The sequence below is a fragment of the Beijerinckia indica subsp. indica ATCC 9039 genome, from assembly GCF_000019845.1.
Classification (GTDB): domain Bacteria; phylum Pseudomonadota; class Alphaproteobacteria; order Rhizobiales; family Beijerinckiaceae; genus Beijerinckia; species Beijerinckia indica.
Genome location: NC_010581.1, coordinates 2,690,639 through 2,712,736 on the forward strand (window position 1 = coordinate 2,690,639; position 22,098 = coordinate 2,712,736).

24 protein-coding genes, 1 other RNA gene and 2 pseudogenes are annotated in these 22,098 nt (G+C 55.8%); 14 read left to right on the forward strand and 13 right to left on the reverse strand.

From position 1 onward, the window contains the following. Positions 1 to 38: 38 nt before the first annotated feature. Positions 39 to 447, reverse strand: an RNA gene (gene rnpB, locus BIND_RS20325) — RNase P RNA component class A. A gap of 249 nt (positions 448 to 696) precedes the next feature. Here rnpB and BIND_RS11875 point away from each other — a divergent pair. After that, positions 697 to 1,011, forward strand: coding sequence for a hypothetical protein (locus tag BIND_RS11875; RefSeq protein ID WP_012385315.1), 315 nt, complete (start codon positions 697 to 699; stop codon positions 1,009 to 1,011). Positions 1,012 to 1,127: 116 nt separating this feature from the next. Next, positions 1,128 to 2,042: a peptidoglycan recognition protein family protein gene (locus BIND_RS11880; protein WP_012385316.1), complete on the forward strand. Its 915-nt coding sequence runs from the start codon at positions 1,128 to 1,130 to the stop codon at positions 2,040 to 2,042. On the opposite strand, the pseudogene BIND_RS20615 reads toward BIND_RS11880, so the two are convergent. Both BIND_RS20615 and BIND_RS22420 read right to left on the reverse strand, forming a co-directional pair. Then, positions 2,039 to 2,284 (reverse strand): annotated as a pseudogene (locus tag BIND_RS20615) (IS5/IS1182 family transposase); the annotation flags it as partial. The gene BIND_RS11880 and the pseudogene BIND_RS20615 sit on opposite strands and share 4 nt — an antisense overlap. A 1-nt stretch (position 2,285) precedes the next feature. Continuing rightward, positions 2,286 to 2,366: pseudogene (locus tag BIND_RS22420) on the reverse strand (IS5/IS1182 family transposase); the annotation flags it as partial. 480 nt (positions 2,367 to 2,846) lie between these two features. On the opposite strand from BIND_RS22420, the gene BIND_RS11885 reads away from it, so the two are divergent. Then, complete coding sequence (locus tag BIND_RS11885) at positions 2,847 to 3,293, forward strand: hypothetical protein (RefSeq protein WP_041778064.1); 447 nt, start codon at positions 2,847 to 2,849, stop codon at positions 3,291 to 3,293. Positions 3,294 to 3,379: 86 nt separating this feature from the next. Next, positions 3,380 to 3,544, forward strand: coding sequence for a hypothetical protein (locus BIND_RS11890; protein ID WP_244395875.1), 165 nt, complete (start codon positions 3,380 to 3,382; stop codon positions 3,542 to 3,544). Between the two features lie 415 nt (positions 3,545 to 3,959). Here BIND_RS11890 and BIND_RS11895 read toward each other — a convergent pair whose 3' ends face one another. Further along, a complete protein-coding gene (locus BIND_RS11895; protein WP_012385319.1) occupies positions 3,960 to 4,430 on the reverse strand; it encodes a hypothetical protein in 471 nt (156 codons plus the stop codon). A 334-nt stretch (positions 4,431 to 4,764) separates the two neighbouring features. Between BIND_RS11895 and BIND_RS11900 the strand changes: the two genes are divergently transcribed. From BIND_RS11900 to BIND_RS11915, 4 genes are all read left to right on the forward strand, one after another. After that, the gene (locus BIND_RS11900) at positions 4,765 to 5,370 is read left to right on the forward strand and encodes a TetR/AcrR family transcriptional regulator (RefSeq protein WP_012385320.1); all 606 of its coding nucleotides are present in this window, start codon (positions 4,765 to 4,767) and stop codon (positions 5,368 to 5,370) included. Further along, positions 5,367 to 6,062 carry a glutathione binding-like protein gene (locus BIND_RS11905; protein WP_012385321.1) on the forward strand — a complete coding sequence of 232 codons (696 nt, stop codon included), beginning with the start codon at positions 5,367 to 5,369 and terminating at the stop codon, positions 6,060 to 6,062. The genes BIND_RS11900 and BIND_RS11905 overlap by 4 nt, the downstream gene beginning before the upstream one ends. Next, positions 6,059 to 6,775, forward strand: coding sequence for a glutathione S-transferase family protein (locus BIND_RS11910; RefSeq protein WP_012385322.1), 717 nt, complete (start codon positions 6,059 to 6,061; stop codon positions 6,773 to 6,775). The genes BIND_RS11905 and BIND_RS11910 overlap by 4 nt, the downstream gene beginning before the upstream one ends. Positions 6,776 to 6,919: 144 nt before the next feature. Further along, positions 6,920 to 7,192, forward strand: coding sequence for a hypothetical protein (locus BIND_RS11915; protein WP_012385323.1), 273 nt, complete (start codon positions 6,920 to 6,922; stop codon positions 7,190 to 7,192). A 41-nt stretch (positions 7,193 to 7,233) separates the two neighbouring features. Here the strand turns inward: BIND_RS11915 and BIND_RS11920 are convergent, their stop codons facing one another. From BIND_RS11920 to BIND_RS11930, 3 genes are read right to left on the reverse strand one after another with little or no spacing between them, the layout of a single operon-like run. Then, positions 7,234 to 8,550, reverse strand: a complete 1,317-nt coding sequence (locus tag BIND_RS11920) for a vWA domain-containing protein (RefSeq protein WP_041778065.1) — start codon at positions 8,548 to 8,550, stop codon at positions 7,234 to 7,236. Further along, entirely contained in the window at positions 8,540 to 9,619 is a 1,080-nt protein-coding gene (locus BIND_RS11925; protein ID WP_012385325.1) for a hypothetical protein, read from the reverse strand. The genes BIND_RS11920 and BIND_RS11925 overlap by 11 nt, the downstream gene beginning before the upstream one ends. A gap of 32 nt (positions 9,620 to 9,651) precedes the next feature. Continuing rightward, positions 9,652 to 10,107 (reverse strand): pentapeptide repeat-containing protein, encoded by a 456-nt coding sequence (locus BIND_RS11930; RefSeq protein ID WP_012385326.1) that lies wholly within the window; start codon positions 10,105 to 10,107, stop codon positions 9,652 to 9,654. Positions 10,108 to 10,455: 348 nt separating this feature from the next. Between BIND_RS11930 and BIND_RS20620 the strand changes: the two genes are divergently transcribed. Both BIND_RS20620 and mctP read left to right on the forward strand, forming a co-directional pair. Further along, positions 10,456 to 10,644, forward strand: a complete 189-nt coding sequence (locus tag BIND_RS20620; protein WP_081433819.1) for a DUF3311 domain-containing protein — start codon at positions 10,456 to 10,458, stop codon at positions 10,642 to 10,644. After that, positions 10,625 to 12,148 carry a monocarboxylate uptake permease MctP gene (gene mctP / locus BIND_RS11935; RefSeq protein WP_012385328.1) on the forward strand — a complete coding sequence of 508 codons (1,524 nt, stop codon included), beginning with the start codon at positions 10,625 to 10,627 and terminating at the stop codon, positions 12,146 to 12,148. The genes BIND_RS20620 and mctP overlap by 20 nt, the downstream gene beginning before the upstream one ends. Positions 12,149 to 12,296: 148 nt before the next feature. Here mctP and BIND_RS11940 read toward each other — a convergent pair whose 3' ends face one another. From BIND_RS11940 to thrS, 6 genes are all read right to left on the reverse strand, one after another. After that, on the reverse strand, positions 12,297 to 12,842 hold the full coding sequence (locus BIND_RS11940) for a GNAT family N-acetyltransferase (RefSeq protein ID WP_012385329.1): 546 nt from the start codon (positions 12,840 to 12,842) through the stop codon (positions 12,297 to 12,299). A 251-nt stretch (positions 12,843 to 13,093) separates the two neighbouring features. Continuing rightward, a complete protein-coding gene (locus BIND_RS11945; RefSeq protein WP_012385330.1) occupies positions 13,094 to 14,068 on the reverse strand; it encodes an ABC transporter substrate-binding protein in 975 nt (324 codons plus the stop codon). A 76-nt stretch (positions 14,069 to 14,144) separates the two neighbouring features. Then, positions 14,145 to 14,357 (reverse strand): hypothetical protein, encoded by a 213-nt coding sequence (locus tag BIND_RS20165; protein WP_050763960.1) that lies wholly within the window; start codon positions 14,355 to 14,357, stop codon positions 14,145 to 14,147. Positions 14,358 to 14,401: 44 nt separating this feature from the next. After that, a complete protein-coding gene (locus tag BIND_RS11950; RefSeq protein WP_050763964.1) occupies positions 14,402 to 15,175 on the reverse strand; it encodes an NAD-dependent epimerase/dehydratase family protein in 774 nt (257 codons plus the stop codon). A gap of 270 nt (positions 15,176 to 15,445) precedes the next feature. Beyond that, positions 15,446 to 15,874: a GFA family protein gene (locus tag BIND_RS11955; protein ID WP_012385331.1), complete on the reverse strand. Its 429-nt coding sequence runs from the start codon at positions 15,872 to 15,874 to the stop codon at positions 15,446 to 15,448. Between the two features lie 191 nt (positions 15,875 to 16,065). Beyond that, the gene (gene thrS / locus BIND_RS11960) at positions 16,066 to 18,000 is read right to left on the reverse strand and encodes a threonine--tRNA ligase (protein WP_012385332.1); all 1,935 of its coding nucleotides are present in this window, start codon (positions 17,998 to 18,000) and stop codon (positions 16,066 to 16,068) included. Positions 18,001 to 18,495: 495 nt separating this feature from the next. On the opposite strand from thrS, the gene BIND_RS11965 reads away from it, so the two are divergent. From BIND_RS11965 to BIND_RS11980, 4 genes are all read left to right on the forward strand, one after another. Next, a complete protein-coding gene (locus BIND_RS11965; RefSeq protein ID WP_012385334.1) occupies positions 18,496 to 20,040 on the forward strand; it encodes a CYTH and CHAD domain-containing protein in 1,545 nt (514 codons plus the stop codon). A 330-nt stretch (positions 20,041 to 20,370) separates the two neighbouring features. Further along, positions 20,371 to 20,547, forward strand: coding sequence for a hypothetical protein (locus BIND_RS21650; RefSeq protein ID WP_158304381.1), 177 nt, complete (start codon positions 20,371 to 20,373; stop codon positions 20,545 to 20,547). 398 nt (positions 20,548 to 20,945) lie between these two features. Next, positions 20,946 to 21,176 (forward strand): hypothetical protein, encoded by a 231-nt coding sequence (locus BIND_RS11975; RefSeq protein WP_012385336.1) that lies wholly within the window; start codon positions 20,946 to 20,948, stop codon positions 21,174 to 21,176. A 219-nt stretch (positions 21,177 to 21,395) separates the two neighbouring features. Beyond that, the gene (locus tag BIND_RS11980; protein ID WP_012385337.1) at positions 21,396 to 21,809 is read left to right on the forward strand and encodes a BA14K family protein; all 414 of its coding nucleotides are present in this window, start codon (positions 21,396 to 21,398) and stop codon (positions 21,807 to 21,809) included. Positions 21,810 to 22,098: the final 289 nt, after the last annotated feature.

Here is a 22,098-nt window from a genome sequence, read left to right on the forward strand (position 1 = left end):
AATGGCCGGAGCTGAGCTCCGGCCATTCGATTTTTATGAATACCAGTCGGCCTGTAAGCCGGGTTCTGTAAGGCAAGCGGCGAAACCGCTTGCGTGATGACCATTCCTCTAGGACGGCTGTTGCCAGCCGCCTCGAGCAACCAACCCGGGCGACAATCTGGAAACGGATTTGAGCGTCCCATCGAATGGGTTCGCTGCCTGTCGCCCCTATTCGGTCTTGCTCCCGGTGGGGCTTGCCGTGCCGCTCATGTCACCATAAGCGCGGTGCGCTCTTGCCGCACCCTTTCACCCTTACCTCCGCGGTCCTCGCCTTTCGGCTCGGTTGCGAGGCGGTTTCCTTTCTGTGGCGCTTTCCCTGAGGTCACCCTCGCCGGACATTATCCGGCACCGTGTTTCCATGGAGCCCGGACTTTCCTCCGCCTGAGCGGTGGCCATCCGGCCGACTGGCAAGGTGGGATTACGCGTGCTGTCCGCGCCCGTCAATCACACGTTAAAGGATCGCGGCTTAAACAGACCTCGTTTTCAAGATCGATTTAATGCCGGTTCATAAAAGCAAAGGCATGATGCGTCGTCAGGTTTCCGCATCCTTGAGGCACGATGAACGAAAGATCCGGCATGATCACTGCTTGGCTTTGCCCATGATTTTGCTTCAATCGTCATCCAGGACAGGCGGCTCCATCGAGAGCAGGGGAAGAAATGAATAAAATCATGTCCATGGCGGCCGGCTTCCTGGTCGTTCTGGCTTTGGCCGGCTGTGGTTATACGCCGGAACAACGGGCCCTTAGCGGCGCGGCCTTGGGCGGCGCTTCCGGCGCGGCTATTGGGGCCGCTGCCGGCAACAGTCCCGGCGCGGCTGTCGCGGGCGGACTTCTGGGCGCGGCAACCGGCGGCTTGGTCGGCGCTGCAACAGCACCGCCTCCACCTCCTCCGCCCCCTCCACCCTGCCAGCGCTATGCCTATGACGAATATGGCCGGCCTTTCTGCGCTCGAGCAGGCGGTTACGGATATTAGAGCAGCAGCGAAGCTGGACAGCTTGAGGCAAGGATTATCCGTTAAATCAACGTAATAGAGCGTATTTTCTGATTCAATCAAATCAGCGAACGCTCCGATGAGGAATAGGTGAGGCCATGACCTTGAAGCCTCCATCTGATGATCCAGGGACGACGCCAAGCTTTACGGGCGATACGCCGCTCGTGAACGACGTGCATCCATCCCCCAATCATGGAGACCGAAAGGGCCGTCAGCCTGACGCCATCATCCTGCATCATACTGCCATGGTGAGTGGGGAAGCAGCCCTCCTTCGGCTTTGCGACCCCGCCGCCGAGGTTTCCGCCCATTATCTCGTCTGGGAAGATGGGCGAATCTCGCAGCTCGTTGCTGAAAAGCATCGTGCCTGGCATGCGGGGCAGTCCTATTGGGCCGGCGAGCGCGACATGAATTCCGTGTCGATCGGGATCGAACTCGTGCATCCAGGGCCGGAAGGCGGCTCGCCTCCTTATGAGGAAGCCCAGATCGCGGCGACGATTGCCCTTTGCCTCGACATCATGCGGCGGCGGTCTATTCCTGCCGCAAGAGTGCTCGGCCATTGCGATATCGCTCCTGATCGCAAGGACGATCCGAGCGCACATTTCCCATGGGCGCAATTGGCGGCGGCCGGTGTCGGTCTTTACGTGCCCCCTTCCCCCATCGTCGAGGGACCGCGCCACCAGAATGGCGAACACGGTCAGCATATCGAGACCTTGCAATCACTTCTCGCGATTCTGGGCTATGGGCTCAGCATCACTAATCTTTATGGCATGAAGACCGAAGCAGTCGTGCGGGCCTTTCAGCGGCATTATCGGCCGGCCCTGATCGATGGCATCGCCGATGTGTCGACCATCGAAACGCTGAAGGCCTTGCTCGCGGCGCGTTCCGCCGCCGACAAACCGCAAAAGGTTTCCTCACACCCACCGGAAAAGGCAGAAAAAGCAGAAAAACCGGCGAAGCCACAAACCGCTGTGAGTGCCGAAACCCTCGCGCCCAAAGGCCGTTGGCTGAACTAGGGCGTAGACTTATAAGCGCGTAGCCACAGCCGCCATGAAACGAGCTGGACCATGGCAAGGAAGTTGGCAGCGAGCTTGTCATAACGGGTGGCAACCCCGCGGAAGTGCTTCAGCTTGGATAAGAAGCTCTCGATCAGGTTACGCTCGCGGTAGAGGTGTTTGCTGAAGCACGGCTCCCAGGGCCGTTTGCTCTCAGGCGGAATGTTGGGCGTGGCACCCTGCTTCTGGATCAGTTCGCGGATGACGCGGCACGCCTCTCGGCTTGTTGGGTAGCAGCGGCTCGATCACGCGCCATTCGAAGTCGGTCAAGTCATATCGGCTTATGTTGAGCCTGAATCAGAATCCGGAGCGATATGAAAGTCGCCGGTCGGTAAACGATCCTACCCGGCCACCAGCAGCGGTTTTCGGCAACCGCGGAAGCGGACGTTCGCAAGCGCGCTTCACCGACAGCTTCGCGCCCGTATCGGCCATTGGCAGAAATAGCAACCGTGCACAAAAGCGGACGTCCATACGATGCACAAATCGGATATTTGCGCACGATGCAGGTAGCTTGCGATCCAGCAGCACGCTCAACTTCGTTGTCCGCCGCTGCGACGGGTGGACGGTCTTGGCTGACTCTGATCCAATATGGCTTGATCTGACGGAGCCCCAACCACTCTAACGCCGAGCCCCTAGCCAGCAACGGCTGGGCGTTCGGATCATGTCTTGCATTTGCGGGAACAAGTGAGGACAAGATTTCTTCAGCTCTGACAAAGGCGAGCCCGCGCAAGAACGGTGTGCTTTGACTGCCGGATGGGTACATTGATGCATGAACATGAAACAGCCGGCGACGTCCGCGCAGTGCCGGCGCAAATCCTCGATCAAGGCTTTCGGCTACTCGTCCTGCGTGAATTTCGCATGCCGGATCAGCCGCCCTCTCTCGCCTGGATCCAGCAATATATTTTGCGCGATGTACATCGGGTCCAGCGCCATGGCATTTTCTTCGGCGCCACCTTCCTGCCGGAGATCATGCAATGGCTGAGCGATCTGCTTGGCCGCCCTTCATTGCATCCCGGCGATTATCCGGCGAGCCCGGCCTATAAAAATCCTGCCTGGCCCATCCTTTCCTGGTACAGGCAAGATCGCGGCTGGGCCGATGGCCAGCAAACGGTTGAATGGTTTGCCGACGTGGCTTTCAGAGACGAAGCCTCTTTCGCTGCCTTCTTGGCGCGCTGGCTGGAGCGCCTGAAAGGATTTGAGAGCCAAGGCTGACACCACTTCTCAGACCTGCGAAGGCAATTATAATCCGGCGCAACGGCTGCACTTTTAAAATCGAGGGAAGAATGGATCCGACAGGCGTGTACAGAATCAAAAACCCGGAGCCGAAAGAAGATGGCGTCTGGGTAACGGATGGCACCACGGAACAAGAGATCACCGAGGATGCCTATCTCTCAAATGGCTATAAGCCCAAGCTTCAAAGCCTCCCTTGGGGCGAGCCCAAGCCGGAAGGCAAAACAGGCTGAGAGCCAGGACATTTCAATCGACCAGACTTGACCACGTCCTCAAATCAGTGATCATCGTTCGACATGTTCTTAGTCTCATAGTTGTGGAGTTTTGCCTGCCACCGCAAACTGGAGGGCAACGAAAGCGCCTTAAGAAATCGCCAAGAAAAACGCCTCGAGATAGTGTCTGCTCTGCGCCCCATCTCGGCCATTCGGAGATGCGCTAATCGTTCCAGAAAGCAGACCTTCCATGGTGCACAATTCAAGGTTTTTATACCGAAACGGCTTTGCGAAAACAGGGCACGCTGCGCTCTGCCGTCTCGACCCGTCTGGGGAGCCCGCGTCGGAGGACGTGCGATTTGAACGATTCATGAGGCCGCGCTGCAATCGCCCTTCGAAACGGTGACTTCGCCTCCGCCTCAGGGTGAGGTCTTCGCTACCCAGCGTTGCCAGTGTTGAGTGCCGTAAATCCAGCGTCCGTCAGCCTGTAGAAACCCGGCATTGAGGCATTTTCCAGCCAGCGGTTCGTGAAGATTTTTTCCAAAGCTGGTTTGAGGTCGCCGTCACGAAAGCGTTTGAGGGTCAGGCTCTCTTGCACGGGCGCCCAAATGAATGATTTTCCGGCCTTGATGCCACGCGTACCGATTTCGGTCATGATCGCTTTGATCGTGTCGTCTTCCGACGGCGGCGCTCCAAAGTATTTGACATATCCAGCCATTGTCATTTTGTAAAAGCCTTCAGAGGCGTCTTCGATCACACCATCTTCGCCCATCTGCTTCAAAACGGCGCGCAACTCGTCGTGGTGCGGATAGCGGATTTGCAAAGACGCGAATGAAAAGGTCTCCCCCTCTCGAAAGCCTCTGGCATTGATGAAATGATCGATTGCCTCTACCGCCGTCGTCGCCATTTCAATACTCGCTATTCAAGGCTTCATGGATCGCTTGCAATGGAACGGGCGCGCGCAAAAATCAAGAATTTCGCCCCACGAATTTGATCCCCTGATTTACGTCGTGCAGAAGTTCGGTGCGAATGTCTGGTTCAGGCACTACCGGCCCAGAACCGGACCGTCGCAAATCCACCCTCTCGGTCATTCCCGATTTACGGGCGCAACAAAGCCTTCGCTGATTCCTCCCCCGCTCAGCTGCGACCCAGGCCTTTATCCACATCGATGCGGATGAAGGCGATTGTATTAGATCGATCGTTCGATTATTAACTGATTTACCCTTTGCCAATCGATATCCATGCCGCGTCCCCGCCAACATTCCGATGATGAAGTCCTTGATAAGGCTCTGGATCTGTTCTGGAGCCGTGGCTTCGCCGCAACCTCGATGCGCGACCTCTCGAGCGCTTGCAGCCTCAGCATTGCCGCTCTGTACAACCGCTTCCATGATAAGGATGGATTGTTCGTGGCAGTCCTGCGCCATTACGCCGATCAAGGCTTGGCCATCCGTCTCGCGCGGCTCGCCCATTGCCGACCGCCAGAGCATGCCATTGCACTCTTCTTCGATGAATTGATCGATCTATCGCTCGGCGATGAAGCCCGCCGCGGTTGCCTGCTCGTCAATACGGCGCTCGATGGCGCGGCGCTGCCTGAAACCGCCCGCGTTCTGGTGCGCGAACGGTTAGGCCAGATAGAGGCGTTCTTTGCCGACAAGCTGTACGAGGCACGGGCCGAAGGCACGCTGTCCGAAGCGATCGAGCCCGCAACCATGGCTGAAATGCTCCTCGGCACCGTGCTTGCGATCCGCGTGCTGGCCCGCCTCGATCCCGACCCCTTCAAGCTGCGCCGCCTTGCGCGCGCGGCTCTCGCGTCCCTTGACCCGTCAAGACAATGGAGGCTCCAATGATCGATCTCCACTATTGGACCACGCCCAACGGCCACAAGATTACGATTTTCCTTGAGGAAGCGAGCGTTCCTTATCGCCTCATCCCAGTCAACATCAGCACCGGCGACCAGTTCAAACCAGACTTCCTGCGCATCGCACCCAATAATCGGATTCCCGCGATCGTCGATACCGAGCCGGCGGATGGCGGCACCCCGATCAGCCTGTTCGAGTCGGGGGCGATTTTGCAATATCTGGCGGAGAAAACGGGGAAATTCCTGCCTGCCGATTTGCGGGGCCGGTTCGAGGTCATGCAATGGCTGTTCTGGCAGATGGGAGGGCTCGGCCCGATGGCCGGACAGAACCATCACTTCGTACAATACGCGCCGGAGCGTATCCCTTACGCCATGGAACGCTATGTGAAGGAGACCAACCGGCTTTACGGCGTCCTCAATAAGCGTTTGGCAGACAGGGCCTTTGTCGCAGGGGATTACTCGATCGCCGATATGGCTTCCTATCCCTGGATCGTGCTTCATGAACGCCAGCAGCAAAATCTCGACGATTTCCCGCATCTGAAACGCTGGTTCGAAACCATCGCCATGCGGCCCGCAGTGGAGCGCGCTTATGAACGCGCTCGCGAGCTCAATGAGCAACCTGTCGTCACCCTGGAATCGGCGGCGATCCTCTTCGGTCAAACCGCCGGGGCTGTGCAATGAAAGCAGCGCTGACACTGTATGATCTTGCGGGCGCCGAGCCGGACCGCCGTTTCAGCCCCTATTGCTGGCGCACACGATTGGCGATCGCCCATAAAGGCTTGACGGTTGAAACCATCCCCTGGCGCTTCACCGAGAAGGAGGCTCTCGCCTTTTCCGGTCAGGGTAAAGTGCCCGTCCTGGTCGATGGCGCGCGCACGATCGCGGACAGTTGGGCTATCGCCGAATATCTTGAAGACACCTATCCTGATCGTCCCTCGCTCTTTGGCGATGGACAGGGCCGAGCCCTGGCGCGATTCATAAATCATTGGACGGATAGTGTGCTTCATCCGGCCATAGCACGGCTTATCCTCGCCGATATCCACGCTCATCTGCATGAAAAGGATCAAGACTATTTCCGAATGACACGCGAGCGGTTCTTCGGCGCAACCCTGGAAACTGTCTGTCAAGATCGTGAGGAGCGCGTACTGTCCTTTCGCCAAGGCCTTGCGCCCTTGCGGGCAACGCTTGCGGCCCAGCCCTTTCTTTCAGGTGATCGCCCCGCCTATGCCGACTATATCGTTTTCGGCGCGTTTCAATGGGCGCGTGCGACGAGCCCCTTCGCCCTGCTGGCATCGGACGATCCCATCGCGGCATGGCGCGGGCATATGCTCGATGCTTTCGATCAGCTCGCCCGTCAAACACCTGGCTATGATCATAATATCAATGGTCGTTGATGAATTAACATTTCTTCAGGTCGCGCGGCCTGCCACTTTACAGAGGCGAGACAAGATCACAATGGCTCCCTCGAACCGATTGTCCATGGCAGCGTTGAACAGGAAACGGCTTTGAAGCAAGCTGTATCTTGAGGGTGAGTGCACATGACCCGGACAGAGAGCGAGAATACGCCCTATGAGCGCGAGCTTTATCATATGGAAAAGCGAGACAACGCGAATACACGGCGTTGGATCAGTTCAGCTGTCGATATTCTCGATACCGCGAAACTCGTAAAATTGTGGTTTGACGATCACGCGCCCAATGCGACGGCCGCGGATATTGTCGCCATGACAAAGCTCATCATCAATCACCATTATGAAAGACCGAGCGATGTGGAAATAGCCACGGCTACGGAAGAATTAGATTCCGAATATTAGCGGATGTGTGATCACGACAGGCACTATTGGTAATAGATCATTCACGGACAAAGCCTCACCACCTCTCCGAAGGGATAGGCTTCGTGGTCAGCGACACTCCCCCAGAGAACGGGGTAATCCGGCGCCTCGTCGGGAAACAGGCCCTCTCCATCAGTCAGATAGATCAAGGCATCCGGCACAAGATCTTGTTCCGCAATATAGTCGAAGACCGGAACGAAACTTGTGCCGCCGCCACCGGGCGCGCCAAGACTGCGAATGGCCAATAATTGTTCGGCGGCTTCCAGTTCATCCATGCGCTGGATGACAGCATCGCACCAGATCACCAGCAGGCGGCGGGGCGCGAGAGCATCCAGAATGCCGCTGATCTCCGTCAGAAAGAGCCGCAAACTTGCTTCTGTGACGGAGCCAGACGAATCGACTCCAATGATGATCAGATTGGCGCCCTCGCCAATCCGCGCTGGCGCGCCAATCCCGCGAACGATCATATGCCGATCGAGCTTGCGCCAGGAATAGCGGCTGCGTCCGGTTTCACGCGCGAAGAAAGCAGCGATTTTGTCGCGCCAATGAATTTTCGGAATGAGCAATTGGCCAAGAAAACGCGACAGAACGCCGGCATGGCGGCCCTGCAGTCGTTCGATCTCGGCCGCCTCGGCAATTGCGGCGGCCCAGGCGGCGTGATTTTTTTCACCATCGGCACCCACAGCCTTGCGGTTACGCCAACTTTTTGGCGTCGCCGATCCGGCTTCCAGATGATTGTCCAGGGAACCATCTCGCCCGGGTTCTGCGTCCTGATGCAGCTTGCGATAAACGCCGATCGAGCTTTCCGTTGCCTTGCCGAGCCGAGGCTCATGCCTACCAATCGCAACCTCCGGTAACGTTCCGATCTGCGCCGACACCAACATGTCGTTGACAATGAGATCCTGCGCCAGGCCGAGACGCGTTTCATCAAGGGGCAGTACGAGCCCGTCGGCATAGAGAAGCTGGCCCGACCGCCGCAGGAGCGTCGCAAGATGCATATGGTCGAGAATGCAATGAGCGATCAAATGCGCCATCAGATATTCGCGCTGTGACAGGGGGAGCGCGAAAAAAGGCTCGGGATTGAGAAAGAGCGAAAACCCATCCGTGCCGGCGATATCCACATGCTCAGTGAAATAGGCCAGTTCATTGTCGATGGTGGTCATTAACGCGTAAAGAACATGCGAAAAGGCCGGGCATCGCCAGAGAAAGGCGGCGCGGGTTTCCCCCCAGGCCTTCTGCTGCGGCTCACTCAAGACAACGAGAGGCAGACTGGAGATCTCGCGCTCCCCATCTGCCAGGATGATTGTCTCTTCCCCCGGCATGGGCGCTTCAGCGTCCATATTGCAAGAGATTGATCATACCGGCATTTTTCTTCGTCCAGGCCATGACGTCTTTATTGGCGATCAGAACGGGGCTGCGTTTGAAAGCGGCCTTGCCAAAAGCCATAGCCATATCGACCGGCAAGCGCTCGACATATTTGATGATCGATCCGATCGTCTCACGCTCGGCCCGCGCCGCGAGGAAAAAGGCGACGAGCATTTGCTCGTCGATCTTCGCCGGCAGCAAGGCGCCTTCGGGATCCTCGACGATCTCCTCGAGCGAAGGCAATTTCAGGCGCGTGGCGATCATGGCGAAGAGTTGTCTTTGCGCCGCAAGGCCAATCAGGCCCGCGACTTCGATCGCCATATCCGGATCATCGATGGGCACGGCGTCATCGGGACCCGTCAGCGCCTGCATGAAACGATCGGCAAGAACCAAAGAGCGCGGCGTGCACCAGGGCCCCTGCACTTCCGGCACCTCGCTCGCAAAGACGATCGTTGGATTGAGCTTGGTGAAGGCTATGGCCTCCGCCGAGACGCCATTTTGCACCGCCCAATGAATCCAGCTCTCGATATCGTCCGTGATCTCGATTTCCATCCGGCGATTGATCAGATGATCGAGCCGGCGCGTCGAGCCCGAGCGATCCCTGACCCGGTTACCCGCGGTCCAGATCCGCCAGCCGGCCGGAATACGATGCGAGCCGAGCCGCCCCGAAAGCGCACCCTCGCCGAGGATCTTCTTCACATCCACATCGAGCTTGTCTTCCTCATCCACGAAGACAATACCGCCGTCATAATCCTCGAGCGGCCGATTCTCAGAAGTCATCCACCAGAACGGCCGGGTAAATTCGGAATAGGACTTTCCCTCGCGCGTCACGGGCACGAGATAGCCGGTCGCATCCGCGATCGTCAGGCTGCCGCCATTGATGATCACTATGCCGAAATTCTTGCCTGGATAGCGTTTGGCGAGGAGCTCCGGGACTGCCTCGATTGTCGTGGACTTGCCGCGTCCCGGCGCCGATTGCAAATGAATGCAGAGGCCGGATTCATACCAGGCAGGAATGCGCGTGAGAACCGTATCGAGCTTCACAACCTGTGTCCTTGTTTCTCTCGTTTCGCCACTCAACCAAGGGTGAGCGCGAGGATAGCCTTGAATTCATCATAGATTTCGAGACGCCGCGCGGCCGCGGCGCAAAGATCATAAGGATCGGGCGGATCACGCAGGATCGGCAGAAGCGCGAAAAAGGAATCCACCGCCGATTGCCGCGTATAGGTCTCGGTCAGATTATAGAGCGCCTCAATGATCGCATTGCGCGTTGGGTCCTGGTGCCAGCGTGCATTATAGAAACCGCAATCGATGAAGGCGGCATAGGCATAGGCCGCGCCGAAAATTCCACGCGAAAAACTGCAGCGATAGATCCGGCAGTGGATGAACTTGACCTGGGACAGATCCATGTCCTCAAAATTGAGATTGCGCAAATCGCAATATTCAAAGGTCCAGGCGGGTGGCCCATCAACCGCAGGAAGATCCTCCTGCGTGATGATGCGATGAGAAAATATCTGGGGCGTCTCACCCATGGCGGGCCTTTCACGCTCGCACCGACCTGAGGGATACGAGCCCGGGCATCCTGTCTGAACCGAGGGAGAAAGATCAGCAGCGATGCGACATCAAAGAGGTCAGACGGGCAATGCCGAGGGGTGGCAACCCGCCTGAAAGGAAATCGAGGCCCCTTTTAAAAAAGACGCCGCGCTTTCTCAAGCATTCAACATGCCTCTTGAGGAAGCGCCCTTTCATCCTTTATAGCAACGGTCATCATCAATGACCGTTGGACTACTCTTGAATTTTCGCTCTCGCTTTGAAAAAGCGAAAATTCAAGAAAGGAACCAAAGGTCGTTCTTCACGACCTTTGGTATTACATGCTAAGCATGAAATTTCTGATTTTCATCCTCTTGCCCTGCTTTCTCGCCATCTCGGTGCCGCTCTACAATCGGATCGAGCCGCGTTTGTTCGGCTTTCCCCTCTTCTATTGGTATCTTTTACTGCTGGTCCCGCTGGGCTCTCTGTGTCTTTACATCTACGACAGGGGAAGGGACCATGATCGACCATCTGAATAGGCCAGCGACGGCCGTTTTCGTCGCTTTTTTCGTCTTCGTCAGTCTGCTCGGTTTCGTGGCCGCGCGCTGGAAACGGGGCGATCTCAATGATCTGCACGAATGGGGCCTTGGCGGGCGCCGGTTCGGTTCGGTCATTTCCTGGTTTCTGATCGGTGGCGATCTTTATACGGCCTATACAGTCATCGCCGTCCCCTCCGTGGTTTATGCGATCGGCGCCTATGGCTTTTTCGCCATTCCCTATACAATCTTGATCTATCCCCTGCTCTATGTCGTCTTCCCCAAATTATGGGCTGTCACGCATCGGCACGGCTATCTAACCGCCGGGGATTATGTCTATGGCCGCTATGGCAATCGCTGGCTCGAGGGCGCCGTCGCCTTTACCGGCATATTGGCGACCATGCCCTATATCGCCTTGCAATTGATCGGCATGGAGCGTGTCATCAAGGCTCTTGGCTTCGCCGCCGAAGGATGGATGGCGCATCTGCCGCTCGGCGTCGCCTTCATCTTGCTCGCGCTCTATACTTACAAAAGCGGGTTACGCGCCCCCGCCATGATCGCCTTCGTCAAAGATATCATGATCTATATCGTAGTGATCGCGGCCATTGTGATCATTCCGGCGGAACTCGGCGGCTATGGAGCGATTTTCGACGCGGCCGGCGCCGTTCTGGACCAGAAATCAATCGCCTCGGGCGGCAAGATTGTCGCCGGTCTCACCCTCGCGCCCGTTCAGATCGCCCCTTTCATCACCTTGGCGATTGGGTCCGCCATGGCCTTGTTCATGTATCCCCATGCCGTGACTGGCATCCTTTCGGCCTCGGGCGGACGTGCGATCCGCGCGAATGCGATTACTTTGCCAGCCTATTCCATCGCCCTCATTCTGATCGCGCTGATGGGCTATATGGCGCATGCCGCGGGTATCAAGACGGACGATCCACAAGACGCGGTGCCGCAGCTCTTTCTCAAAATGTTCCCCGATTGGTTCGCGGGTTTCGCTTTCGCCAGCATTGCCATTGGCGCCCTGGTGCCGGCGGCCATCATGTCGATCGGCGCGGCCAATACATTCGCTCGCAATCTCTGGAAGCCCCTGGTTAACCCGACGATCGATCCACGTAACGAGGCAGCGCTGGCCAAATTCATGTCCCTGCTCGTCAAGGTCGGCGCCTTGCTGGTCATCCTCTTCATGCCAACCCGCTTCGCGCTCGACCTGCAATTGCTCGGCGGCATCTGGATGATTCAGGTTTTCCCGGCCATTGTCTGCGGTCTGTTCTCCCGCCGTTTCAGCGGCACGGGTCTGCTGGCCGGCTGGGTGATCGGCATGGGGCTTGGAACCTATCTCGCCTGGGGGCCAATCGCCTGGACACCCCTGCATCGTCTCTTCGGTCTGGACATGCTCGGCCTTTATAACGGCCTGATCGCACTTGCGGCTAATCTCGGCGTTGCCTTTGTGGTCTCTGTCCTTCTCCCACAAGATGAACAGGAAGGCGTTCTGATAAGCAACGGATAGATTCCCTCTATTCCGGCTCTTTTCTCGTAAAGATTCACATCATATCCACGTCACTATGCGACACATGGCAATCCAGAAGAACATTCTCACGTTTTCTGAATTGCTTCGCTACACTCAAAGTGACGTGCTTTGCTTCGCCATTCCGACTTCATGAACGTAATCTCGCCATATAGAGTGCATTCGCATAGCATCCAGCTCGGAATGCATAGGCTCGTAGAGTTCCTTCAGTTTCAAAACCGAATTTTTTATAAAGATGAATGGCCTGTTCATTATCCGTATACACAGTCAACTCGAGACGCCTCACCCCAAACCAATTATCAGCAGCATCTATAACTTCTTTCAATAATGCCGTGCCCACACCTCTCTTCTGATGATCGTCATGAACGCCCATCCCCAATTCGGCGGCATGTGAGCGCCGGCCGGGAAAGCATTTAAACCCAGCAACCCCGATGATATTTCCCTCGAGTACTGCAACAATGTTCAGCCCGTTGGGACCCTGGCTTTCCAGCCATCTCTTGGTCAGTTCCGAGTTTTGGTAAGGTCGCCGCAATGTGCCCGCACGATAGCCGGGGAGATTGGTCAGTACCGTCAGAGCGTCTATGTCACCGCTTTGCACAGCGCGGATCAGAAGCCCCGCAGGCTTCTTTGTGGCATTCTTCAGCGTATTGGCTGGATGGGCTTGGCTAGAAGTCAAAATAGCTCTCCATAAAATTAAGAGGAGAGCAGAATTTCGTGAACCCTACCCGCCTCGACAGGGTTCGAAGGAAGATCGTATTGCCATTAACGCAATGCCGCTCCCTTACACCCTTTCAGGTGCATGGTTACGTGCATGAGAATAGTCTTTTTAGCGATCATAGGTTTTATCTTATCACAAAGCCTTTGAAACTCAATACTTATGATCTCACGAAGCGTTGGAGATATCTCTTCGTAACCGAACTACACATATCAAGGAGTTCTGACCGGCGCCGCCGTAAATTGCTGGTCAACAGACTGATGAACATCGACAGGCTTGGAAAGAATGCCATACCGATGGGCGCGATCCGCCGCAGCCTGGAATTCCTTGATGGTAGCGTCATCGATGACAATCGGGCTTTCGTGCTGATCGGTATAGGCCCGTACCAAAACATCCTCCGGCAGTTTTGTGATCTCGGCCGTATTCCTGGCATAGTCCCCAATATGATCGAGTGCCCATAATCGTGCCTTGCTCAAGCGTTGGAGGAAATCTGCGACGGCCGCCTGTTTGTTTATAATTGCGCTATTGGTCGCGACCACGAACATGATGGATGGCGTGAGCCCCTCCCCATCCGCGATGACGCGGGCCCCATCCTTGAGAAGCGCATAGGAAACATAGGGCTCCCAGATCGCCCAGCCATCAACGGAACCCGCAAGCAAAGCAATTTTGGCATCGACCGGGCCAAGGGGAACGAAATTAACATCCTCTTGTTTGTAACCCTGTTTTTCGAGCGTCGCGTCGATCAGGAATTGGCCCCAACCGGCCCGCGTTCCCGCCAGTCTTTTTCCCTTGAGGTCGGCAGCCGAATGGAGGGGAGAATTGCCCCGCACCACAATCGCCTGAGTGTGGGCGTTCAAGCGTGTGCCCCCGATCGCCTTGATCGGAGCGCCAGAAGCGAAAACAGTCAAAAAAGCAAGATCACCCGTATAGCCGACATCGAGCGCTCCCGCATTCAGCGCTTCGAGGATCGGCGCGGCCGCCGGGAATTCACTCCACTCGATTTTATAGGGCAGATCCTTGGCAAGGCCGGAAATGTCCAGGAGTGAGTGATTGCCCCCTTTTTGATCGCCGACCCGCAGCGTCACCTGCTCGGCAGCTTTTGCAATGATGATGGATGAAAGTAACAATGCGAAAGCATTCACCAAACCAACAATCGTTCTTTGTACCTTCCCTGCCCGCCTCAGCATCCTTAACATCCCCACGTTTTATTATATTACTTTCGAGATCCGCTCTCAATTCACCGTTGGAAGATAAAAGCTCCCATTAGCGTCGCGCGCAAAAATCATCTTCGACCGCATAGTCAAAATGATCGTTCAATGGATTGACAAAGAGCGGGAATATGCCGCGCCAATCATTTTCACCCACGGCATTGACCAGCCAATCGCAGATAGCGCCAATTGTCTCCGCATAGGTCGTGGCAGGAACATAACCGAGATCATCAGCTGCCTGACAATCGAGGATGAAAGGATAACGCACAGACCATGGCGTATGCCCAACCCTTGATGGGAAAGCGGTGTCGGTCACATCGATAAAAGGCCCGTCTCATAGTGTAAATGCCGCGCTATGAGATGACCGATTTCCTTGACGCTTGGAGCCGTGGGATCAGCGATGTTCAGCACGCGTGAGCCTGGCTTTTCCAGACAAAGACGGGTGAGTGCCGCGATATTGATCACAGAAGTTGTGTGAAAACGACTTGTTCCACTATAAGCCAGCGGAATAGCCGGACGGGCATCAAGCATGCGCTTGACGAACCACCATTCTCGAGGGCGCTGCGAGCCGACACCATGAATGGCACAGGGTCGTAATATCGTCACAGGATGAGTAGCCTGATCGAGGAGCATATATTCGATCGCTACTTTGCGTGTGGAATAGGTGGAGAGCCCAGGCTCGACTGTCGGTTGTATTTCTGAGATTGGCTCCGGCAGTTCCGGCGGGCCATTTTCACGTGCCTCGTCCAACGTACGTCCATTTGAATCCCGATAAACACTGGCCGAGGAAATGACGATGAAACTGCCGACATTGCTTTCCAGCGCAAGCAATTGCTCAGCGTGGGTCGGTGTATAAGCCACAAGATCGATGACGGCATCTGCTCCACCGGAAAGTGCGGTCGCCAGGGCATTGGGCACGTCCCGGTCGAGCAGGATGGTAGACACACGCGTATTGCTGAGATCAGCGGACAATGTTTGATGGCCGCGATGAGCGATGACCACTTCCCAACCATGAGCAAGAAGATCCGTGGTGATGGCGCGGCCAATTTGGCCCGTCCCACCAATGATGAAAGCACGTCCGACCATGAGTCTCTCTCATTGATTGCGACAATCCCCCACGAATCCGAGATCTGCTTTACGGATATCTATATTTTATAAATACCATAAAATAAATCAACTAATAAACCGCAAATTATTTAAAGACGAGCATTTTGCTATTGCCATTAAATGGCAAAATGCTCGTCTGGATAAGAACAGTATTCACTTGGAAAGCATGACTTCATTAAGACAACCGAAGTTCAGCCACCATTTCTCACTTGCGTTACGTCAAATCTGGGTACGCCATGCGATGTCGGATCAATCGTTAGGGAATGTCTCATACTGGGGTAGATCGTCCGTGATCTGATACCATTTTGCCTTCGATCCGACGAAGATGTGCATCGAAGGGCGGATCGTCGGATCATCTACCAAAGTGCCCATGGCAACATGAACATAGGCTCCCTCACGCACGACAGAGTAGAGAAGCGAGCCGCAGGTTGCACAGTGAACATCATGCGCGGCTTCTTCGCCACCATAAATCGAGACCGCATCTTCCCCGCGCACAATCCGCATCTGGCTTCGCTCGATGCCGGCAAAGGGCTTGAAAGCCGAACCAGTCGTACGTCGGCAGTTCGAGCAATGACAATTCATTGCATACAGAAAAGCATCCGCCACCGTATACTCGACGGCCCCGCACGTGCATCTACCGGTTAATATGCGCCCGGTGTCAGAAATCGGATCAGACATCATACGCTTTCCGCATGCTTCGATGACTGATGAAGCTATATGAGCGTTCCATAGGTCCTCAATGGCAGCACAGATTCCTCGGCTGCTCCCGGGTGACGCGCTGTTCCATGATAATTTCTTGAAATAGAAAAAATAAAAGTCCTCCCTCCAAGAGGGCATACCCTCTTGGAGGCTCAATTCAGGACATTGCTTCAGGACGCCGGCCGCAAATCGGGAGGCGTCGCTTCGGCGGCAAGCAATTCGAGCGCTTGTTCGAGCCCCAGGCTTATCTGATCATTGGAACCAAGCCTGCGGATTGACACCGTGCGCTCGGCTGCTTCCTTCTTGCCGAGGACAAAGAGCACCGGCACTTTGGCAAGCGAATGTTCGCGTACCTTATAGGTGATCTTTTCATTGCGCAGGTCACCATCGACACGGAGCCCGCGCTTGCGCGCCGCAGCCATCACTTCATAAGCATAATCATCGCCTTCCTGCGTGATCGTCGCGACGACGATCTGCAGAGGCGAGAGCCATAAAGGCAGATGACCGGCATAGTGCTCGATGAGAATGCCGGTGAAACGCTCGAGCGAACCGAACATGGCGCGATGGATCATTACCGGTACGGTCTTGTCACCCTCGGGCGCGATATAGAACGCGCCGAATCGTCCCGGCAGATTGAAATCGACCTGCGTCGTGCCGCATTGCCATTCCCGGCCAATGGCATCGCGCAATGTATATTCGAGTTTCGGTCCGTAGAACGCCCCCTCACCCGGATTGATGCCCGTCTTGAACTGATTACCCAGCTTTTCGAGCACCCGTGTCAGCGCGGCTTCCGCCTTGTCCCAGGCCTCGTCCGAACCGACACGTTTTTCCGGCCGCGTCGAGAGTTTGATGACAATATCCTCGAAGCCGAAATCGCGGTAGATCGACAGGATGAGGTCGTTGATCTTCAACACCTCGTCCATGATCTGGTCTTCGGTGCAGAAAATATGCGCGTCATCCTGCGTGAAGGCGCGCACACGCATCACCCCGTGCAAAGCGCCCGAAGGCTCATAACGATGCACGACACCGAATTCAGCGATCTTCAAAGGCAAGTCGCGATAGGATTTGAGGCCATTCTTGAAAATCTGCACATGGCCCGGACAATTCATCGGCTTCAGCGCGAAGACACGCTCATCCTCCGTGGTGGTGATGAACATATTTTCGCGATAGGTCGACCAATGGCCGGAGGTCTCCCACAAGGCCCGGTCAAGCACTTGCGGCGTATTGACCTCGACATAACCGGCCTCCTGCTGGCGGCGGCGCATGTAGGAAATCAAGGTCTGGAACAAGGTCCAGCCCTTGGGATGCCAGAAAACCGTGCCCGGCCCTTCTTCCTGGAAATGGAACAGATCCATCTCGCGGCCCAGGCGGCGATGATCGCGCTTTTCGGCCTCCTCGAGCTGTTTCAAATAAGCGTCGAGTTCCTGTTTATTCGCGAAGGCCGTCGCATAGATGCGTTGCAGCATCGGCTTGGTATGATCACCACGCCAATAGGCGCCCGCCACCTTCATGAGCTTGAAGGCCGTGCCAATCTTGCCCGTTGAGGGGAGATGCGGACCACGACAAAGGTCGAGCCATTCGCCCTGGCGATAGATCTTCAGATCCTCGTTGCCAGGGATTGAATCGACGAGTTCGACCTTGAAAGCCTCACCATGCGTCTCGAACCAGGCCTTGGCCTCGTCACGCGACCACACCTCCTTGGTGAAGGGCTTGTCGCGGGCGATGATCTCGCCCATCTTTTTCTCGATGGCTGCGAAGTCGGCCGGCGTAAACGGCTCATTGCGGTAGAAATCGTAATAAAAGCCATTTTCGATCACCGGACCGATTGTGACTTGCGTGCCGGGATAAAGCGTCTGCACCGCCTCCGCCATCACATGGGCGGCATCGTGACGGATGAGATCAAGCCCGCGCGGATCATCACGCGTAATGAATTCGATGCGGGCGTCGCGATCAACCTTGTCGGCAAGATCACTCAACGTCCCATTGAGCGACATGGCGAGTGCTTTTTTCGCGAGCGAGGGCGAAATGCTTTTGGCAATGTCGACGCCACTGACGCCCGGCTCGAACTGGCGCGCCGCGCCATCGGGGAAAGTCACGGAAATCACAATTGTTCTCCTTGGTTGCTCACTCGCCAGAACCAATCGGCGTAAGCTTCGCGTATCTTATCCAATCGAACTGCCTTTTGGAATCGATCTGCGGCCTCTATAAAGATCCTCGTTGCTCGACGATGCGCGGGCAGTGCCAGACTTTTTGATAAAGCCTAATCAAGCAAAGCGAGGGCGCTTTTCTTGACACAGACTTTCGTGAATAACCAGATAGCTGCTACAAAATATCGGGCAATGGATCCGCAAAACCAACAGGTTTTGGTCCGTTTCCCGGCAGGCTCCACAGGGAGGTGTCAGGCTCGGCCGAGTGATCACCCTGCCAAGAAAGTATTCCAAGCCTTCCTTCGCAGCGACCCGAACAAGCATTTAGGTCCTTCACCATCATCGCTCAAGTCTCATCTTGTCACTGGGTTCGGATTGTTGTCACAGGGCTGCTATCAAATAAGGGATAATTGCGGAGAATTATCCTGGCCGCCCGCATTCCAAGAGCACCTCATGGGTTCAGAAACAGAAATCGAGCTCAAATTCCTGTTCGCCCCGGATGACCTCGCCGTTCTGGAACAATCTTCCTTGATCGCGTCGTCCCTTGCCGAAGCAGAGCACCAGAGACTCAAAGCCATTTATTTCGATACCCCGGAAGGCAAACTCTGGAAGCAAGGCATTGGCTTGCGTATTCGCGATTGCGCCCGTCGAGATGGTGTCCAACGCATCCAAACCCTTAAATGCCAATTGTCGTCCGATCTCGAGCGAGGCGAATGGGAATCCCCACTTACAGGCGATACACCCGATCTGACGCTTTTTGATCAAACACCCCTGGCCGATTTTTTCGCCAAGCCCAAGATCGGCGACAGCCTGACCGCGATCTTCACCGTGGCGGTCGAGCGGAGATCCTTTCTCCTTCACAATGAGGGCGCGACGATCGAGGTCGCCCTTGACATCGGCCAGATCATCGCCGGGTCGCAAAGCTCGTCCGTGCATGAACTGGAACTCGAATTGAAAGCGGGCGAGCCAGCCGGCTTGCTCGACCTGGCGCGAAAATTTCAAGCCCATTTGCCATTGTCTTATTCCCCCGTCAGCAAAGCCGAGCATGGCCATATGCTTGCCCTTGGTCGCTGGGCCTTGCCGCCCAAAAGCACCAACCCGCGCTTGACCGAGGACATGAGCGCCACAGCAGCCTTCCAATCCATCGCACGAGCCTGTCTGCACGATTACACATTGAGCCTCATCGCTTTGGAGGGGCCAGATCCCATTGAAGCGGTTCACAAGGGCCGCGTCGCCCTGCGACGGCTACGCGCCGCCTTCAGCCTGTTCAAGCCTTTATTAGCAGACGAAACTTTTCCCAGGCTTGCGAACGAAGTGCGATGGATCGCGCGGCGTTTTGGAGAGGCGCGCGACCGCGACGTTTTGCAGACAGGTCTTTTCAACCCCGCCGCCGAGGCCGGCAAAATACCGGGCAGCCACCTTTTGGCGGAACTTATGGAACAGGCGCGTATCGCCGATTATTTCGCGCTTGCAAAGGACATACGCACAGCCCGTGCCCGAAGCTTTCTGCTCGATTTCAGCCTTTGGATTGAGCAAGGCGCTTGGCAGCATCATGCTTCCCAGCAGGCCGCGGAAAACGGGGCTTCCCTGGAAAACTTCGTCCGCCCCGCCCTGCGCGAACGCCGGCGCAAAATCGTGAGGCGCGGCCGAACACTCGTCAAGCTCACCCCGGAAGCACGCCACAGACTGCGTATCGCCGCAAAAAAATTGCGCTACATGGCTGATTTCTTTTTGGATGTGCCAAGCATAGCCCGTAACCGGCCATCCTATAAGATCATGCTCGAGGCGCTGGAAAAATTGCAGGCAAGCCTTGGAGAATTGCACGATCAGGATTTCAAAACCGCCTTTCTCGAGGCCGAATGGCCGAAACTTTCCGGACATGATGCCGCACTCTTTGCCGCCGGCCGGCTCTCGGCCGAGGGATGCGACGATGAGGAGATGCTCCTGAACGAAGCCCTTGAGGCCCATGCCACCCTGGTCAAGACCAAGGTGCTTTAACGAAGGACCGGCAAAATCAGGCGCAACGCCGCTAACGCTTGCGCTTTTCCGCCATGTCCCACCGGTCCCGCAGGATGCCCAATGGGACATTCTCAAATTTTTCGATCCATTTGAACAAACGAGCGTTCGGGAAAGGAATCCAAAGGTCGCCATTTGCGATCTTTGGGTTTAGATTCTTTCTGTCGTCATGATCGCGTTCGCAATGGCGATGAAAGACTAGGAGGAGTCTAATGAAACCATGCGGGTTGTTTTTGGCCGCGCTCTTAACCTTTGTCGCAGCTGCTTTCACGACCACACCCGGCACCGCGCTTTCCCTCGATCCGGCTGTAGTTGCCCAAAAGAACACAGACGCCGTTCCTGTCGTCTATTATCATCGGAGCGGCGGGTATTACCATCGCGGCGGGGGCGGATATTATCACCGGGGTGGAGGATATTATCACCGCGGGGGCGGAGCCTATTACCGGGGTGGCGGCTACTACCATCGGGGCGGCGGCTGCCGCTGGGTGAGTACACGCGTTCGCGGCCCGAATGGATGGGCCGTGAGACGTGTCTGGCGCTGCTACTGATGTGCGATCGATCAACCGCATACAAAGAAATGCCAGAAGACTCTAAACGAGACCCGAAGCGGTAGCGAGTCTTTAACAAAGCTTTTACACGACCATGGAAAGCATTTTCTGCTTCAGATGAAATGGAAGATGCTTTTCATCACTTTATTTTGATAGATGATCCTCACCCCAAACATTTGCACCGAGCTCGACTATCTGTTTCATCAAGAAGAACCGATATATCAGTAATTTAATGTTTCATCGGGCGGCTTGAGTCTTGGCAAATTTCTCAGGATATGCTCATCCTTCGGGAGGTCCAACTTCGCATGATCGTTTGGACCCTACACAGGGAGAGACCTCATGAAATTACACTGGCTACCTGTTATCGGCGCCCTTGCTTTTGGTGCTCTCGGCTTCGAGGACACGCCCGCCAACGCACTTTCAATCAATCAAAATGTCATTGCACAGGATAGTGCGCTCTCGATCACGGAAGCACAATGGCATCCAAGGCACCGCTGCCGTTGGGTCAATGTGCGCGTGCGCGGCGCCAATGGACGCTGGTTCTGGAGACGCGTCAGGCGCTGCTGGTAATTTACTCTCTCTATCAAGAGTTTATTTTTGAATTGTGCGATGCCACTGTACTTGATCACTCTCCCGAGCGGCAACATATCGTGGAGACAGAGGCTGTATAGTTTAATCATCCATATTACAGAATACAAATTTACAGCATCACTCATGCATCCGATTTAACGCGTGATGCTGTAAGTTGATTCAGCATCCTATTTAAAAATCGATAAGGAGAACCACACGATGCGTATCGCTTGCAGTCTGCTGGCCCTTGGGCTTTCGGTGATCGGATCTGGAACACCAGCCATCGCACCAGCCCAGGCTCAAGCCCTTCGCAATGCGATCACGGTGTCGTCTTCACAAAACTCCCTCATCGAGCCCGTGCAATATCGGCGATACCGGGGCGGTTATTATGGAGGGGGTTATTATGGCGGCGGCGATGTCGCGGGAGCCGCGATCGCGGGCGGTCTTTTGGGCCTTGCCGCCGGAGCGGCTATTGCCGGCGCCGCCAATTCCGCGCCGCCGCCTGGTTATTATGGTGGTGGGGCTCCCGTCGACCCGAATTGGATCGCCTATTGCGCGCGCAAATACCGCTCCTTCGACCCCGCAAGCGGAACCTATCTCGCCTACGACGGCAATCGGTATATGTGCCAATAAGACCCCGCGACAGCGGGGCAGCGGGGCAGCGAGGCGGCGCCTTTCCGCCGGTCCTTTTGAATTTTTGAATCGAGGCCAAAGCGCGCTGACGAGCACCAGCGCGCTTTTTTATGGGCTTTGAAAGTGAGCAAATGATCAGTTAATGAATTTTTTTTCGATCATGAATGCTTGTCTTTTCAGCCACCTATGCCTGACAGCGCGCGCGGCAAGGCCCGTCCAGCCGTTCCAAAGCTGGACAGTACGCAAGAATTCTTTTACCTTATCAGATAGATATTCATCAAGGCCGTGT